General features: G+C 34.4%; 18 protein-coding genes. 10 read left to right on the top strand and 8 right to left on the bottom strand.

Annotated features, from left to right (window positions below; genetic code table 11):
- Window positions 1-15 precede the first annotated feature (15 nt).
- The gene (locus RBH94_RS11925; RefSeq protein ID WP_307881099.1) at window positions 16-858 is read left to right on the top strand and encodes an aminotransferase class IV; all 843 of its coding nucleotides are present in this window, start codon (window positions 16-18) and stop codon (window positions 856-858) included.
- Here RBH94_RS11925 and RBH94_RS11920 read toward each other — a convergent pair.
- From RBH94_RS11920 to RBH94_RS11900, 5 genes are all read right to left on the bottom strand, one after another.
- Window positions 855-1415, bottom strand: coding sequence for a YqgE/AlgH family protein (locus RBH94_RS11920; RefSeq protein ID WP_188221733.1), 561 nt, complete (start codon window positions 1413-1415; stop codon window positions 855-857). The two genes, RBH94_RS11925 and RBH94_RS11920, sit on opposite strands and share 4 nt — an antisense overlap.
- 124 nt (window positions 1416-1539) lie before the next feature.
- Window positions 1540-1812: an HU family DNA-binding protein gene (locus tag RBH94_RS11915; RefSeq protein ID WP_188221734.1), complete on the bottom strand. Its 273-nt coding sequence runs from the start codon at window positions 1810-1812 to the stop codon at window positions 1540-1542.
- Between the two features lie 189 nt (window positions 1813-2001).
- Window positions 2002-2949, bottom strand: a complete 948-nt coding sequence (fmt, locus tag RBH94_RS11910; protein ID WP_307881098.1) for a methionyl-tRNA formyltransferase — start codon at window positions 2947-2949, stop codon at window positions 2002-2004.
- A gap of 45 nt (window positions 2950-2994) precedes the next feature.
- The gene (locus RBH94_RS11905; protein WP_307881097.1) at window positions 2995-4902 is read right to left on the bottom strand and encodes an ATP-dependent DNA helicase RecQ; all 1908 of its coding nucleotides are present in this window, start codon (window positions 4900-4902) and stop codon (window positions 2995-2997) included.
- Window positions 4903-5442 (bottom strand): ATP-binding protein, encoded by a 540-nt coding sequence (locus RBH94_RS11900; RefSeq protein WP_307881096.1) that lies wholly within the window; start codon window positions 5440-5442, stop codon window positions 4903-4905.
- 147 nt (window positions 5443-5589) lie between these two features.
- On the opposite strand from RBH94_RS11900, the gene RBH94_RS11895 reads away from it, so the two are divergent.
- The 3 genes from RBH94_RS11895 to murA all read left to right on the top strand — a co-directional run bounded on the left by RBH94_RS11895 (window position 5590) and on the right by murA (window position 7915).
- Entirely contained in the window at window positions 5590-5883 is a 294-nt protein-coding gene (locus tag RBH94_RS11895; RefSeq protein WP_307881095.1) for a DUF493 family protein, read from the top strand.
- 67 nt (window positions 5884-5950) lie between these two features.
- On the top strand, window positions 5951-6598 hold the full coding sequence (locus RBH94_RS11890) for a DUF4290 domain-containing protein (RefSeq protein ID WP_188221739.1): 648 nt from the start codon (window positions 5951-5953) through the stop codon (window positions 6596-6598).
- Window positions 6599-6604: 6 nt separating this feature from the next.
- Window positions 6605-7915: a UDP-N-acetylglucosamine 1-carboxyvinyltransferase gene (gene murA / locus RBH94_RS11885; protein ID WP_307881094.1), complete on the top strand. Its 1311-nt coding sequence runs from the start codon at window positions 6605-6607 to the stop codon at window positions 7913-7915.
- 69 nt (window positions 7916-7984) lie between these two features.
- Here murA and RBH94_RS11880 read toward each other — a convergent pair whose 3' ends face one another.
- Entirely contained in the window at window positions 7985-9004 is a 1020-nt protein-coding gene (locus RBH94_RS11880) for an LLM class flavin-dependent oxidoreductase (RefSeq protein WP_307881093.1), read from the bottom strand.
- A 90-nt stretch (window positions 9005-9094) separates the two neighbouring features.
- Entirely contained in the window at window positions 9095-9475 is a 381-nt protein-coding gene (locus tag RBH94_RS11875; RefSeq protein WP_307881092.1) for a helix-turn-helix domain-containing protein, read from the bottom strand.
- 160 nt (window positions 9476-9635) lie between these two features.
- On the opposite strand from RBH94_RS11875, the gene RBH94_RS11870 reads away from it, so the two are divergent.
- The 6 genes from RBH94_RS11870 (at window position 9636) to ygiD (ending at window position 14268) form a co-directional block, all read left to right on the top strand.
- A complete protein-coding gene (locus RBH94_RS11870) occupies window positions 9636-10478 on the top strand; it encodes an SDR family oxidoreductase (RefSeq protein WP_307881091.1) in 843 nt (280 codons plus the stop codon).
- Window positions 10479-10567: 89 nt separating this feature from the next.
- Window positions 10568-11401 (top strand): AraC family transcriptional regulator, encoded by an 834-nt coding sequence (locus tag RBH94_RS11865; protein WP_307881090.1) that lies wholly within the window; start codon window positions 10568-10570, stop codon window positions 11399-11401.
- Window positions 11402-11485: 84 nt separating this feature from the next.
- Window positions 11486-12082, top strand: coding sequence for a YceI family protein (locus tag RBH94_RS11860; protein ID WP_307881089.1), 597 nt, complete (start codon window positions 11486-11488; stop codon window positions 12080-12082).
- A 132-nt stretch (window positions 12083-12214) separates the two neighbouring features.
- A complete protein-coding gene (locus RBH94_RS11855; RefSeq protein WP_307881088.1) occupies window positions 12215-12802 on the top strand; it encodes an ester cyclase in 588 nt (195 codons plus the stop codon).
- A 36-nt stretch (window positions 12803-12838) separates the two neighbouring features.
- Window positions 12839-13366 (top strand): YceI family protein, encoded by a 528-nt coding sequence (locus RBH94_RS11850; RefSeq protein WP_307881087.1) that lies wholly within the window; start codon window positions 12839-12841, stop codon window positions 13364-13366.
- A gap of 14 nt (window positions 13367-13380) precedes the next feature.
- The gene (gene ygiD, locus RBH94_RS11845; protein ID WP_307881086.1) at window positions 13381-14268 is read left to right on the top strand and encodes a 4,5-DOPA dioxygenase extradiol; all 888 of its coding nucleotides are present in this window, start codon (window positions 13381-13383) and stop codon (window positions 14266-14268) included.
- A 33-nt stretch (window positions 14269-14301) separates the two neighbouring features.
- Here the strand turns inward: ygiD and RBH94_RS11840 are convergent, their stop codons facing one another.
- Window positions 14302-15885: a BCCT family transporter gene (locus tag RBH94_RS11840; RefSeq protein WP_307881085.1), complete on the bottom strand. Its 1584-nt coding sequence runs from the start codon at window positions 15883-15885 to the stop codon at window positions 14302-14304.
- Window positions 15886-15979 lie beyond the last annotated feature (94 nt).

The raw sequence follows: 15979 nt of genomic DNA, 5'->3' as shown, positions 1-15979 counted from the left end.
ACAGGGTATTTTTTTATGACAAATTACAACGGAAATATTTTAGCAGAAACCAATATTCTTTCAACACAAAACAGAGGTTATGCTTTCGGCGATGCGCTTTTTGAAACTATTAAAGCTTCTCATGGAAAATTATTATTTTGGGAAGATCACTATTTCAGGTTAATGGCCTCAATGCGCATTATGCGTATGGAAATTCCAATGAATTTTACCATGGAATTTTTAGAAGATCAAATTCAAAACACCTTAAAAGCAAATAATTTATCAGCTGCGTCAGCTCGTGTAAAACTTATGGTGCACAGAAATGAAGGCGGACTATATTTACCTCAAACCAATGCAATTGGTTTCAATATTTCTGTAAAACAATTAGAAGACGAGTTTTACCAATTAAGCGAAGGATTTTACGAAGTAGATTTATTTAAAGATTACTATATTTCTCCAAGTTTATTGTCTACCCTAAAAACAAATAACAAGGCTTTACATGTGGTTGGTAGTATTTACGCCAATGAGAACAATTTAAATAATTGTTTAATTTTAAATACCAATAAACATGTGGTTGAAGCACTTAATGGAAATGTATTTTTAGTAAAAGGAAATACTATTAAAACGCCTCCGCTTAGCGACGGCTGTTTGAAAGGTGTAATGCGCAAACAGATTATAGATGCTATTAAGACTTTAGAAGATTATGAATTAATTGAAGAATCGGTATCACCATTTGAACTTCAAAAATCTGATGAAATTTTTATTACTAACGTAATTTCAGGAATTATACCAGTATCAAAATACCGTAAGAAAACGTTTGGTAATGAAGTAGCTAAAACAATTTTACAGAAATTAAACGTAAAAATCAGGTTAAGTTAATTGTAGTTTGGATTTTCTGGAGCGTTAGACCAAATGCTGTATTCATCTCCGAATTCCAGCATTTTTTCTTTCCAGAATGATTCGTAATCTTTACCTATAATTTCATTTTTGTAGACATTCTCAGTAACCAACCAGGAATTCGATTTTAATTCGTCGTCCAATTGGTGAGCTGCCCAGCCCGAATAGCCAAGAAAAAATCGTATTTCGTCTTCCTTTATACTGTTTGATGAAATTAATTCGGCGACTTTGGTAAAATCTCCACCCCAATAGATACCCAGTGAAATTTCAACACTATCGGGAATTAAATCGGGTATTCTATGTATAAAATACAGGTTATCCTGTTCTACAGGTCCGCCATTGTAGACTCTAAAATTAGCCTCTACTTCTGGCACCAAGTCGTTGATACTGTAGTCTAAAGGTTTATTTAAAATAAACCCCACAGACCCTTCCTGAGAGTGTTCTGCTAATAACACAATAGATCGATTGAAAGAAACGTCGCCAATTATAGCAGGTTCAGCGATTAACAGATTTCCTTTTTTTGGTTGGATTGTAATCATACTATCGATGAATTAGTAATCTAAATCTAACATTTATTTATTAAAAATGCAACACTTTAGGTTTATATATAAAAAATGCCTTCAAATTTTGAAGGCATTTTCAATATTAATGTTGTAATTCTAATTAGTTTACTGCGTCTGATAAATCTGAACCAGCTTTAAACTTTACAATGTTTTTAGCTTTGATTTTGATAGTCTCTCCAGTTTGTGGGTTTCTACCTTCTCTAGCTGCTCTTTTCGAAACTGACCAAGAACCAAATCCTACTAAAGAAACTCTGTTACCTTTTTGTAAAGCTCCTTCAATTTCAATTAGTGCACATTCTAAAGCCTTTTTTGCTGCAGCCTTAGTAATTCCAGCATGTTCTGCCATCGCATCGATTAAATCTGTTTTGTTCATAATGTAAAATTTAATTATTAATAAATTGGTTAAACGTTTGTGTTAAATCCTACTACAAATTTATACGGATATCTCAATAATGCAAGTAATAGCAAGGGAAATGCCAAGTTTTGTTGATAACTTCTGTCATTTGTTAATAACAAAGATGTTTTTTGTCGATGTTTTCGAAATATCAGTATTAACAGGGCTTTACAGCATTTTAGCATTTGAATGAAACTCATAACCATTTAAAAGCGCTTTTACATCCATAGCGCGTTTACCTGGCAATTTAATCTCCTTTATATTAATGTATCCATCTTGTACAGCTACTTTTAATTCTTTTTTCGAAGCGACCACATCTCCTAAATTATAATTATGATCAGCCTGTTCTTTGCTTGAAGCGTAAATTTTCACATCTAAATGCTCTTCACCATTAACTAAGGTACACCAGGCTCCGGGATACGGATTTAGCCCGCGAATTAAGTTATAAATATCATTCATCGGTGCTTCCCAATTAATTTTACAGTTGTCCCGATTTAATTTATAGGCTGTTTTAATCTCTGCGGTATCCTGCTGTGGTGTCGTTGTAACATCTTCGGATGCTATTAACTTTACTGTTTTTAAAACCAAAGCGCTACCAATTGTCATTAATTTATCATGAAGGCTTCCAACATTTTCTTCGGGATCTATATCAATAGATTCTTGCATGATCATGTCGCCGGTATCGATATCTTCATTAATAAAGAAGGTTGAAACTCCTGTTGTATTTTCACCGTTTATAATTGCCCAGTTTATTGGTGCCGCCCCTCGGTAATTAGGCAATAATGATGCATGAAGATTGAATGTGCCGTATTCCGGCATTTGCCAAACCACTTTTGGTAACATTCTAAATGCAACTACGACTTGTAAATTTGCCTCTAATGCTTTTAATTCATTTAAAAATTCTTCATTTTTTAAATTGGTAGGCTGCAAAACATTCAAGTTTTTCGAAACTGCATATTGTTTTACTGCACTTTCATGAAGCTTTCTACCACGACCAGCTGGTTTATCAGGCGCGGTAATAACACCTACTATATTATAATTGTTTTCTACTAAAGTTTTTAAAGTATCCACCGCAAAATCCGGGGTACCCATAAATACAATTCGTAAATCTTTCATTGTATACTATTTATTGTTTTGAATCATTTATGAAGAAAGCCTCTTTTATAAATGACTTAATTTATATGTATTTGTTTTTGTAATATTAATTATATCGTGTTCGAGTAATAAACGAAGTACATTTTTTAACTCGGTTTCATTACAGTTTAAATTTGAAATTAATTCGCGTGACGATTGTTCCTTTTCCTGTAACAGCTCAATCACTTTATGTTTTAAAAGACTAGTGTCTTGTGATTTTTGTGGCGTTTTCTTGTTAGCAATACAAACCGAACAAATACCACAGGGCTCAATTTCTTTTTCTCCGAAATAAGAAAGCAACTGTATGCTCTTACAAATTGAATCGTTATTAATGTAATCCAGCATTGCATCAACCTGATCTTCCTTTAATTTGTTTTGTTGTTTGATTATTGAAGCCACTCTGTTAATGGTTTTATCATCTTCTCGAGGTTCTATAAAAGTGACCTGAGCATCGGTTCTGGCCAAATTTAAAGTAATAACTTCATCTGCTTCAAGCTGAAGTAAAATTTCAGTGATTTGTTTCTCTGAAACCGAAGCTTTCTCTGCAATTTTAGCTACATTTATTTTTGTATCATGATCGAAAATCCCTCCGTACATTCGTAAAATGGACTTTACAATAATATCGTAATTCTTCCGTGTTTCTAAATATTTAAAAAGTGCCGGACTTGAGATAATGAACTGAGCTGACACTTTATTTTTAAACTGTTTTGAAAGTGCAACAATACTATTTCGGTCTAATAGTAACAGGGCGTTATAGGCTAAAATAGCGTTAAAATTATAGGTTTTACAAAAGGTATTGTAATCGAAGTCGAATGTCATGTATTCTCCTTCGCCATAAGATACTTGAAAATAATTACACAACTTTCGGTATACTTGTTTTACAAAATCAACAGTTGGTAATATTTTTAAAAACTGATTTTTAACCAGTTCTTCATCACTTTTATTTTTTAAAATAACAGCGAAGGCTTTTTCGCCATTTCTACCTGCTCGACCAGCTTCCTGAAAATAGCTTTCAATACTCTCAGGTAGATTTAAATGCACCACCGTTTTAACATTGGGCTTGTCTATACCCATGCCAAATGCATTGGTAGCCACCATAACCTGTTTTTGGTCACTTAACCATAGGTTCATATGTTTATCTTTATCATCTGTAGGTAACCCGCCGTGGTAATAAGTTGCCGAAATATGTTTAGATTCTAAAAACGAACTGACCTCTAAGGTCATTTTCCGGTTACGAACATAAATGATAGAGGGTTGCTTATATTTATTAAGAATGGTTTGAAGTCGATAGTATTTATCTTCTTCATGAAACACCATATAGCCCAAATTATCTCTAAAAAACGATTGTTTAAAGATTTTAGGACTAATAAAATCTAATTCTTTTACTATATCTTCAATTACCTCTGGTTTGGCCGATGCCGTTAGTGCAATAACATTAACCGATGGATGTAATTGACGTAAAATAGCAATGTTTTTGTATGCCGGTCTAAAGTCGCTTCCCCACTGCGAAATACAATGGGCTTCATCAACAGCAACTAAATTAACATTCATTTGGCGGATACGCTCCTGAACTAGTTCCTGTTGTAATCGTTCTGGTGATAAGTATAAAAACTTGTAATTTCCGTACACACAATTATCGAGCATGGTGTCTAGTTGTGTGTAACTAATACCACTCGTTAAGGCCATAGCCTTGATGCCTTTATCATTTAACTGCTTTACCTGATCTTTCATTAAAGCAATTAAAGGCGACACTACAATACAAATGCCTTTTTTAGCTAAAGCCGGAATTTGAAAGCACAACGATTTACCACCTCCTGTTGTCAGTAGAGCAAAGGTATCTTCACCTTCTAAAACCGCATTAATAATAGCTTCTTGTTGCGGTCTGAAAGACGTATAATTCCAATAGCGTTCTAATATGTTTATGGGATGCTCCATTTACATTTGTAAAGCTCTTAAAATATAATCCGCTCGATTTTCAATCGTATCAAAAGGTACATCAATCAATTTGTAATTATACTGACTGTAAGTATTTAATAAATGGTCGTGAATTTGCAAGGCTTGTTCGAAACTTTCGTAACGTTCGTTATCTGAAGTGTAAATCGCTTCCCATGGTTTTAAAATGAAAACTGTGTCGTAAACCAAATTTTCACAGGCATCAACAAAATGTTTCGGGTAGGTGTCGCCAATAAAATCCATATAAGCAATAACATCATGCACACCACGATCAAAAAAGATAGTATCAGATGTGTGAGTATTAGCTTCTTCAAATTGTTGTTGTCGCCCTTTTAAAAGCAACTCACTAAACAGTAACGGGTTTGTTAGGAATAATTGATCCACGCCTTCTTTTTGGGCTTCCAAAATAACCTGACGCGATATTTCTTCAAGACACGTATGTCCTCGCCTTATTAATTCGTTAATTAACGAAGATTTCCCCGTTCCGGGACCACCAGTAATCACAATTCTTTTAGTATTCAACCCTGTTCTGTTTTAGCTGTAAAATTCGGAATTTAACTGTTATAAAAAAAATGCACAAGGTAGAGATTGTATACAGCCTACTTTTGCCCTATAAAAAATGTGCTTTCTACTATTATAAGCTTATATTTGCAGTATACAAGAAAGATTATGAGTACACCTTCAAATTCAGAAGAATTTTATAAAAAATTAAGAGAGCAATTATTCGAAACAGCAAGTTGGCCTTCGGAATATTTATATAAATTTATTGTAAAAACAGAAGCCGCTAAAATTTCAGATTTAGAGAATATCTTTAATAATATGGGAGCTGTAATACATACTACAGCCTCAAAAAATGGCAAGTACACCAGTGTTTCTATAAATTTATGTATGTCTGACCCTGATGCTGTAATTGCTAAATATAAAGAAGTTGCAGAAAAAATAGAGGGTGTTATTAGCCTTTAGTTTTTTTTTGTATTTTGCACTAGCAGAATAACTACATGCAAGAATTTTTAACTTCACACACTTTATTTTGACAATAGATAATTTAGAATACAATACCGAGCGCGAGCACTTAATTATACCGGAATATGGTCGTCATATTCAAAAAATGATTAGCTATGCCAAGTCTCGTGAAACAAAAGAAGAACGTAATAAAGTAGCTAAGGCTATTATTGCAGTTATGGGAAACATGCAACCACATTTACGTGATGTTCCCGACTTCCAGCATAAACTTTGGGATCAGTTATTTATGATGTCTAATTTTGAATTAGACGTTGATTCGCCTTACGAAAAACCTACAAAAGAACTTTTCGAAGAACGACCAGAGCCTTTAAAATACCCGCAAAATTTTCCTAAATATCGTTTTTACGGAAACAATATAAAAACCATGATTGATGTAGCAAACACCTGGGAAGAAGGAGATCTTAAAGAGGCCTTGACCTATACCATTGCTAACCACATGAAAAAATGTTTCCTAAATTGGAACAAAGATACGGTTGAAGACGATGTAATTTATGACCATTTGTTTGAACTTTCAGGAGGAAAAATCAACCTGAAAAATTCAGAAGAAGACTTGTCTGACGCTTCTAGTTTAATGAGAAGTAAAACCAAGTATAGCAATAAAAAAAGTGGTCATCACAAAAAGAATTCATCAAACCGTCAAAGAAAACGCTTCTAAGTATTTATGGGAACATTTAAAATTGAAGGAGGTCATCAATTAAAAGGTAGCATCCAGCCTCAAGGAGCCAAAAACGAAGCCTTACAAATTTTATGTGCTGTGTTACTTACGCCGGAAGTCGTTACAATCAATAATATTCCTGATATTGTTGATGTTAACAAGCTTATAAAGCTACTTGGAAATCTTGGTGTAAAAATTAAGAACATAGGAAAAGGATCTTATACTTTTCAAGCAGACGACGTTGATTTAGAATATTTAGAATCTGATGCTTTTAAAGTTGATGGTCGCGGTTTACGTGGATCTATTATGATTGTCGGACCGCTTTTAGCACGTTTTGGTAAAGGGTATATTCCCAAACCGGGAGGTGATAAAATTGGTCGCCGTCGTTTAGACACGCACTTTGAAGGACTTATTAATTTAGGTGCTAAATTCCGTTATAGCAAAGAAGAGCAGTTTTATGGTGTTGAAGCCGATAGACTAAAAGGAACCTATATGTTACTTGAAGAAGCTTCGGTAACAGGTACAGCAAATATTGTTATGGCCGCCGTTTTAGCCGAAGGACGAACCACGATTTACAACGCAGCTTGCGAGCCGTATTTACAGCAATTATGTAAGATGCTGAATAGAATGGGCGCAAAAATTAGTGGTGTTGGTTCTAACATGTTAATTATTGATGGGGTTGAAAGCTTAGGTGGAACAGACCATACCATGTTACCAGATATGATTGAAATTGGTAGCTGGATTGGTTTAGCTGCCATGACAAAAAGTGAACTTACCATTAAAAATGTATCTTGGAACGATTTAGGAATTATCCCTAGTGTCTTTAGAAAGTTAGGAATCACCGTTGAAAAACAAGGTGACGATATTCACATTCCAGCGCATACTGATGGCTATGAAATTCAAAGTTTTATCGATGGTTCTATTTTAACTATTTCTGATGCACCTTGGCCTGGATTTACACCAGATTTACTAAGTATTGTTTTAGTAGTTGCTACACAAGCCAGAGGAAGTGTCTTGATTCACCAGAAAATGTTTGAAAGCCGTTTATTCTTCGTCGATAAGTTAATCGATATGGGAGCTAAAATCATTCTTTGTGATCCACACAGAGCTACAGTTATCGGGCATGATTTTAAATCAACTTTAAAAGCCATGACCATGACTTCTCCTGACATACGTGCCGGGGTATCTTTACTAATTGCTGCCCTTTCTGCAAAAGGAACTTCTACCATTCAAAATATTGAACAAATCGATAGAGGTTACGAAAATATAGATGAGCGTTTAAGAGCCATAGGTGCAAAGATTGAGCGTGTAGAATAGTCTACAATCTTTATGATAAAACAAATGAAGGAGCAATAAAATTGCTCCTTTTTATATTTAAAAATACTTCTATTCTACTTCATTCCCATTAATCTCTCGCATTACCTCCGCAAATTTTTCAACGGAATACAAGCGATCGTTAATATCATAAACATTTGTAGAAATAATCAATTCATTAGCTTGCGTTTTATTCAAAAATGAAATAACCTTTTCTTTAACCGTTTCCTTGCTTCCAACGAAACTGTATTTAATCATATTCTGAATTTGAGGATGCTGAATAATTTCCTTTAAATCTGAAGTCATCTCCGTTGGTGGATTTATATAATCACGTTTGCCTGTAAACATACCTATAATCATTCTTAATGATGATGTAAACAAACGCTCGGCTTCAGCATCATTTTCAGCTATAATAACATTTACCCCAGCGATAACATAAGTAGATTCTAAATCTACCGAAGGCTTAAATTCATTTCTGTAAATCGCCAATGCGTTCTCTAAATGTGCTGTTGCAAAATGACTTGCAAAAGCATATGGCAACCCTTTTTTCGAGGCCAAATGCGCACTATCAGTACTTGATCCTAAAATGTAAATAGGCACCTCTACCCCTTCGGCTACAACGGCACGAACTTTAGCTGTATCATTTTGTTTGGAAAATAATAGTTGTATTTGTTCCACATCATTTGGAAAAGAATGCGAGGCCTGTAAAAAATCAGATTTTATCGCCAATGCAGTATCTCTGTCGGTTCCAGGTGCTCTACCCAAACCCAAATCAATTCGGTTTGGATATAAATTACCTAAAGTTCCAAATTGCTCTGCAACCACTAACGGAGAATGGTTTGGCAACATTACACCTCCCGATCCTACACGAATTGTTGATGTTTTTTCGGCAATATGCCCAATTAAAACCGTAGGCGCATTACTTCCTACAGCCATCATGTTATGATGCTCTGCAAACCAAATACGCTTATACCCTTCCCCTTCAGCCTTTTGAGCTAAAGCAACAGCATTTTTATAAGTTTGTTTTAAAGATTGACCTTTAGAAATTAGTGCTAATTCTAAAATAGAATAAGCTGTATGTTTAGATATCATATGATTTAAGTTCAATTTATAATGGATTTTACTCGTGGCAAATTTCCAAAAAATTAAACCAAATAACGGAATAAACTCAGGTTTAGCGAGTTACTTTTTAGTAACCAACTCATAGTTTTTCCTTGATGCTTTTATACCGTTAATATGATCTTTAGACCAATCTACTAAACTATGGATATGAGGTAAAAGAGATTGAGCACGCTCAGTTAATTCATACTCCACTTTCGGTGGAACTTGGGGGTAAATGGTACGTTTCACTAAGCCGTCTGCTTCCAGACTTTTTAATGTAACGCTCAGCATTTTTTGAGATATGGTTACAATGTAGTTATGCAATTCATTAAAACGTAACACCTTTTCTTCCTCTAACACCAACAACACTAATAAGGTCCACTTATTACCAATGCGGTCTAAAACATTTCTAACCGGACATTCCTCTACATTACTATATTTTTTTAAAATTTCTTGATCCATAAATCCTTGATTATTATTAAAACTAACTCTAAGGTTAGTATAACACTACAATGTAACCTGTTGCTTTTTAAACATTTATACATTATCTTTGACTAACCAAAAGTAAGTTAAAAACTTTTATAAATCAAATATACAATAGAAATCTATATAAACAAGTATTATGAAAATAGGAATAACAGGAGCTACCGGTCAACTTGGAACACTGGTAGTAGAACAATTGAAAAAAAGAGGGTTTAGTGATAATCTGGTAGCTTTAGTCCGCTCTACAGAAAAAGCCAAAGCGTTAGGAATTGAAGCCCGTGAATTCGACTATAACAATTCTGAAAGTTTAGAAAAAGCACTTATCGGAATTGACAGATTAGTATTTATTTCTGCTAACGAAATAGGACAAAGAGCAAGACAACATAAAAACGTTATTGACGCTGCTAAAAAATCGAATGTTAACTGGGTTGCTTATACCAGCCTTCTTAGAGCAGATAGCTCTACTTTAAATTTAGCAGGCGAACATTTAGCTACAGAACAAGAACTTAAAAACTCTGGTGTAAATCACACCATATTGCGCAACGGTTGGTATAGCGAAAACTATACGGCTTCTGTACCGAGTGCCATAGAAAATGGCGCTTTTATTGGTAGCGCTGGTGATGGAAAAATATCTTCTGCTGCCCGATTAGATTATGCCGAAGCTTTAGCTATTGTTATTACAAATGAAGAACATAAAGGAAAAGTTTTTGAACTTGCTGGAGATGAAAGTTACACACTAACCGAACTAGCTTCCGAAATTTCTAATCAAACAGGAAAAAACATTCCTTATAACAATCTTCCTGAAGAAGCTTATGCTGGTATTTTGCTACAAGTAGGACTACCAGAAGGTCTTGCAAAAGGTTTAGCGAGTTGGGACGTATCGGCATCTAAAGGCGATTTATTTGACGACAATCATCAACTTTCCACATTATTAGGAAGACCTACAACTCCATTATCCAAATCAATAAGTGAAGTTTTATAAACAAAAACCTAACGTTAAAACAAAAAAAGGATTCATTTTAAGAATCCTTTTTTTGTATATTTCTGTATCAGAAAACAAACAACGTTTTTATGGATAAACTGTTTCAAATATTTAAAGTTGATGCATTAGAAGCTGCTAAAATCGCCGCTCAACCAGACGAACCTCACAACCATGACTTTGAAGAATTACTTATTGGGGTTAAAGGTGAATTAGAACATTTTATCGATTTTGATTCTATCACCATTCAAGCGCCATTTATCAGTTTTATTACCAAAGGTAAAATGCACCGCGTAATCCCTAAACCGGTAATGGGTATATGCGACCTTTGGGCCATTCGATTTAAAAGCGAATTTATTCCTGAAACCACTTTTCAACTTTACTCGTTGTATCACAACCAGGCTAACTTAAAACTTGAAAACGACTATTGCTTTCAACGCTTAGTAACCCTTTGTGAAATGATTCATGATGAAACCCAACAAGATGACCCCAATTTTGGTATTATTAGACAGATTCTAAGCGTTATTTTCACCATGATTGAAGTTGAGCGAAAAAAAGAAATCCCGGAAAGCGAAGCCCTTAACAAAACACAAAACACAACCTTTAAAAACTTCCTAACCATACTCGAGGAAAATTATCACCGTCCTTTAGGTGTCGAATTTTACGCTGAAAAGCTTTTTATGTCGTCTCGAAACCTAAATATGATTTGCCAAAATATCATGGAACAAAGTGTTTCTGAAATAATAGAAACCCGAAAACTTATAGAAGCTAAAAATCTACTGTTATCAACAAACAAAACTGTTTCTGAGATTGCCTTCGAATTAGGCTATAACGAAGGATCTTATTTTTCAAAAGTATTCAAAAAAAAATCTGGTCAATCTCCGGGAGACTTCCGGGAAGAGATTCAAAACGCACTCATTTCCTAAAATTACCCAAGCTCTTCCGAATAGTATAAAAAATGAGGCTTAATAAATTTCGACCTTTGTTTTATCAATTTAAAACAATTAGAAATGAAACAATTAAGATTAATTTTAGGAACTATTTTATTTATAAGTGCATTTACAGCAAGCGCACAGTCACAAAAACAAATCTGGACTAACGATCCTCCACATTCTCAACTATATTTCACCGTAGTTCATTTAGGTTTCAATGATATAAGCGGAACTTTTGATGATGTTACTATCGATGTAAAAACCTCAAAATCCGATTTTAGCGACGCTAGTTTTTATTTAAAGGCTAAAGCAAACACCATTAATACTCTTGTAGAAGCCAGAAATACTCACCTAAAAAGTGCTGACTTTTTTGATGTTGAAAAATACCCAACGCTAACCTTTAAAAGTACCGGGTTAAAAGCAAAAGGAAAAGGAACCTACAAACTTACTGGTGATTTAACCATGCACGGGATTACAAAACCCGTTACTCTGGATGTAGTTTACCGTGGAAAAACTGAAAACCCGATGAATAACAAATCAACCACCTCTTTTTATGTTTCAGGAACTGTAAAACGTTCAGATTTCGCAATTGGAGGCAAATTCCCTGAAATGATTATCAGTGATGACGTTAGAATTGAATTTAACGGTGAATTTATTCAATCTGAAAAACAATAAATTGAAAAAGGTTAATTTGGAAATACGAACAATATCTATTTCCTAAAGTTACCTAACCCCTTCCAAAAAGTATAAATAGGGAAGCTCAATTTTGATGCATCTTTACAACAACAAATTAAACCAACATTCAAAATGAAAACAACATTAAAAATTTTATTGAAAATCACTACTACCAGTTTCGTTTTGGTAGTTTTATTAGCCAGCTGTTCAAACAGCCAAACAAAAGAACTTGAAGCAAAAATCGCATCTTTAGAAAGCCAATTAAAAACGTTCACCGATGCTCAGACTTTAACCGAACAACGTCTTATGACATTTGACACGTTAGATTACGATTTTTTCACCAATCAAAAATGGGATAAATTTAGTCATAGTCATACAAACGACATTTTAGTGTACAATGCTGACGGTACTGTTACAGAAGGTTTATTTCCTTCTCATATTGATGATTTAAAACCTATGTTCATTTTTGCACCAGATACAAGAATTGAAAACCATCCTGTACGTTTTGGTAACGGCGATTGGACGGCAGTAATTGGCGAACTGGAAGGCACATTTACAGAGCCCATGCCTATTGGGGAAGGAAAAACAATTCCACCAACTGGTAAAAAATTTAAACTACGAATGGCCACTATCGGACATTGGAAAGAGGGAAAAATGATTGAAGAATATCTATTCTACGACAATCAAGATTTCATGAAACAAATAGGCTTAGCTCAATAAGCCTCAAATATAAATTTAATCATAAAAACAAATATTATGTCTACTACAAAATGGGTTATCGATCCCTCACACAGCGAAATAGGTTTTAAAGTAAAACATTTAATGATTTCTAATGTAAAAGGAACTTTTACTAACTACGAAGCCACTATAGATGGTGAAGATATTTTCACATCACCTGTATCTGTTAGAATTGAAGCTGCATCAATTTCTACAAACAATGACGATAGAGATACGCACTTAAAAAGTGTCGATTTTTTTGATGTTGAGAATCACGAATCCATTACTTTTGAAAGTAAGTCGTTAACTAAAGTTGATGATGAATATAAACTAACTGGTACTCTAACCATAAAAGGAATAAGTAAAGAGGTAGTTTTAGATGTTGAATATGGCGGAACTAACAAAGACCCTTGGGGTAATGAAAAGCTAGCACTAGAGATTACAGGAAAAATTAACCGTAAAGATTGGGAGTTAAACTGGAATGCGGCTTTAGAAACTGGAGGCGTTTTGGTAGCAGATGAAGTAAAAATCGCTGCTGAAGTACAGTTTACAAAACAGGTTTCATAAATGATTTTTATGAAATGGATAGAAAAAAATTTTTAAAATCATTGGCAGTATTGCCTCTAATAGGTTCAAGTATGAATTTAAAAGATTTAGAAAAAATGACCTCAACTATGAGTAATACAGGTAAAATGCCTGTATTATTCCTTGGTCATGGTAGCCCTATGAATGCTATCGAGGAGAATGAGTTCGTGCAAAATTTTAGAAAACTAGGTCAGGAACTTACTCGACCAAATGCTATTTTGTGTATTTCGGCTCACTGGGAAACACGTGGTACCTTTGTAACAGCTATGCAGAATCCGCCAACTATTCACGACTTTGGTGGTTTTCCACAAGCCTTGTTTGATGTACAATATCCTGCTCCCGGCAGTCCTGAATTAGCTCAAGAAACTAAAAACATAATTACAAAAACCGAAGTGGGTTTAGACGAGAAATGGGGGCTCGATCATGGGGCTTGGAGTGTTATTAAACACCTTTACCCTAATGCCGATATTCCTGTAATTCAAATGAGTATAGATTATACACAATCGCCAAAATATCATTATGAACTGGCACAACAGCTATATAAACTACGACACAAGGGTGTATTGATAATCGGCAGTGGTAATATGGTACATAATCTTCGTATGGTGGCCTGGAATAAACTCAACGAAGAATATGCTTATGACTGGGCAACCGAGGCTAACGAAAAAATGAAAAGCTTCATTTTAAATAATGACCATAATAGCCTTATCAATTTCAGATCTCAAGGCAAAGCTTTCGATTTGGCTATTCCTACACCAGAACATTACTTACCGTTACTTTATACCTTGGCTCTAAAAGAAGACAACGAAAAAGTCACCTTGTTTAATGATAAGCCTGTGGCTGGATCACTAACTATGACTTCTTTGAAAATCGATAATATATAATCTTAGGTAAAGCGAATTACAAAAACCACAATACTATTCATCTTCCTGATCTTCAATAAATCTTTCAATTTGTGTAGTTTGTACTCTGGCATTACGCTTTACCTTGTAACGTAAATTCCTTAAACGTTCCCTGCGTAACCCCTTCAATAAAGAAAACGTCATAACCAGTAAAATAATAGCAAAGGGAAAAGCCGCCAACATAACGGCGGTTTGTAAAGTGCTTAAACCGCCTCCTATTAGTAATGAGATAGCCAAAAGTCCTTCTATTAAAGCCCAAAATATACGCGTACCTACCGGAGCATCAAGTTTTCCTCCGGTAGTAATAAAGTCTACAACCAATGAACCACTATCACTTGAAGTCACAAAAAAGCTGATAATTAAAAGTATAGCAATAACACTTAAAATAGAACTAAACGGATAGTTCTTTAACATTTCAAAAAGAGCTGTAGAAATATCTTTACTTACCGCTCCTGAAATATCTGCTAAATGATTTAACTCTAAATGAATTGCTGAAGAACCAAACACCGTAAACCATAAAAACGAAAATACCGTTGGTAAAATAACTACCCCAGTTAAAAACTCTCTTATGGTTCTACCTTTTGATATTCTTGCAATAAAAATCCCAACAAAAGGACTCCAGGCAATCCACCAGGCCCAATAAAAAATAGTCCAGTTATTTTGCCATTTTGTTTCGGCATAAACCTCCGTGTAAGTTCCCAATTCTATTATGTTTTGAACATACAAGCCGATGTTCTCAAGAAACGAATCTAAAAGGAAAACTGTTGGCCCTATAATCAACATTAATAACATAAATACTACAGCTATTTTAATATTAAGCTCGCTTAGTATTTTTACGCCTTTGTCTAATCCAGAAACTATAGATGCTGTTGCCAGTAAGGTTGTAATTGAAATAAAAATGATTTGGTTTCTAACACTATTTTCTATATCAAATAAAAAATGTAAACCCGATCCCACCTGTTGAGCACCAAAACCAAGGGTTGTGGCTAAACCAAACAAACATGCGATTACAGCTAAAGTATCTACAACGTGTCCAAAAACCCCATGAATTCTTTTTCCTAAAAGCGGAGCAAATAATGATCTTACTGTGAGTGGTAGTTTTCTGTTAAAAGTGAAAAAAGCAAACGCCAAAGCAATCATACCATAGACTGCCCAAGGGTGTAAACCATAATGTAAAAACGTGAATTTGAAAGCCTGTCTAGCTGCATCCACGTCTCCATCAACAGGGATTGGTGGAACAGCAAAATGCTGAATTGGTTCTGCAACACCATAAAATATAAGGCCTATTCCCATTCCTGCCGAAAACAACATCGAATACCAGGCAAAATTGCTGAAATCTGGTGACGCACTTCTTCCGCCCAACTTTATTTTCCCAAACTTACTAAAGGCTAATAAGATTGCAACTACCAGTAAGGTGTTTACCGTAAACACAAAAAACCATCCAATTTTATCGTAAATCAAGTTTCTAATTTCCAGAAAAAAATCACTTAAGGGTTCGCCTAATATTATAGCAACCGAGACAAAAATTAAAATTATTAAAGCTGCGGGAATAAATACCGGATAATGAAAATCAAGTATTTTATTTTGAGATTTTTTCAAGACTCTTATGTTTTAGATTTAAAAAATATATGTGCTTTTGCTATGATGATAGTCACAAAAAGACAATAAAAACGATTCCGGAAGATTAAGTGAA

The organism is Aestuariibaculum sp. YM273 (genome assembly GCF_030908365.1).
In the GTDB taxonomy this organism is placed as follows: Bacteria; Bacteroidota; Bacteroidia; order Flavobacteriales; family Flavobacteriaceae; genus Aestuariibaculum; species Aestuariibaculum marinum.
The sequence above is the reverse complement of the archived record's forward strand: the minus strand, read 5'-3'. Positions and strand labels throughout refer to the sequence as shown.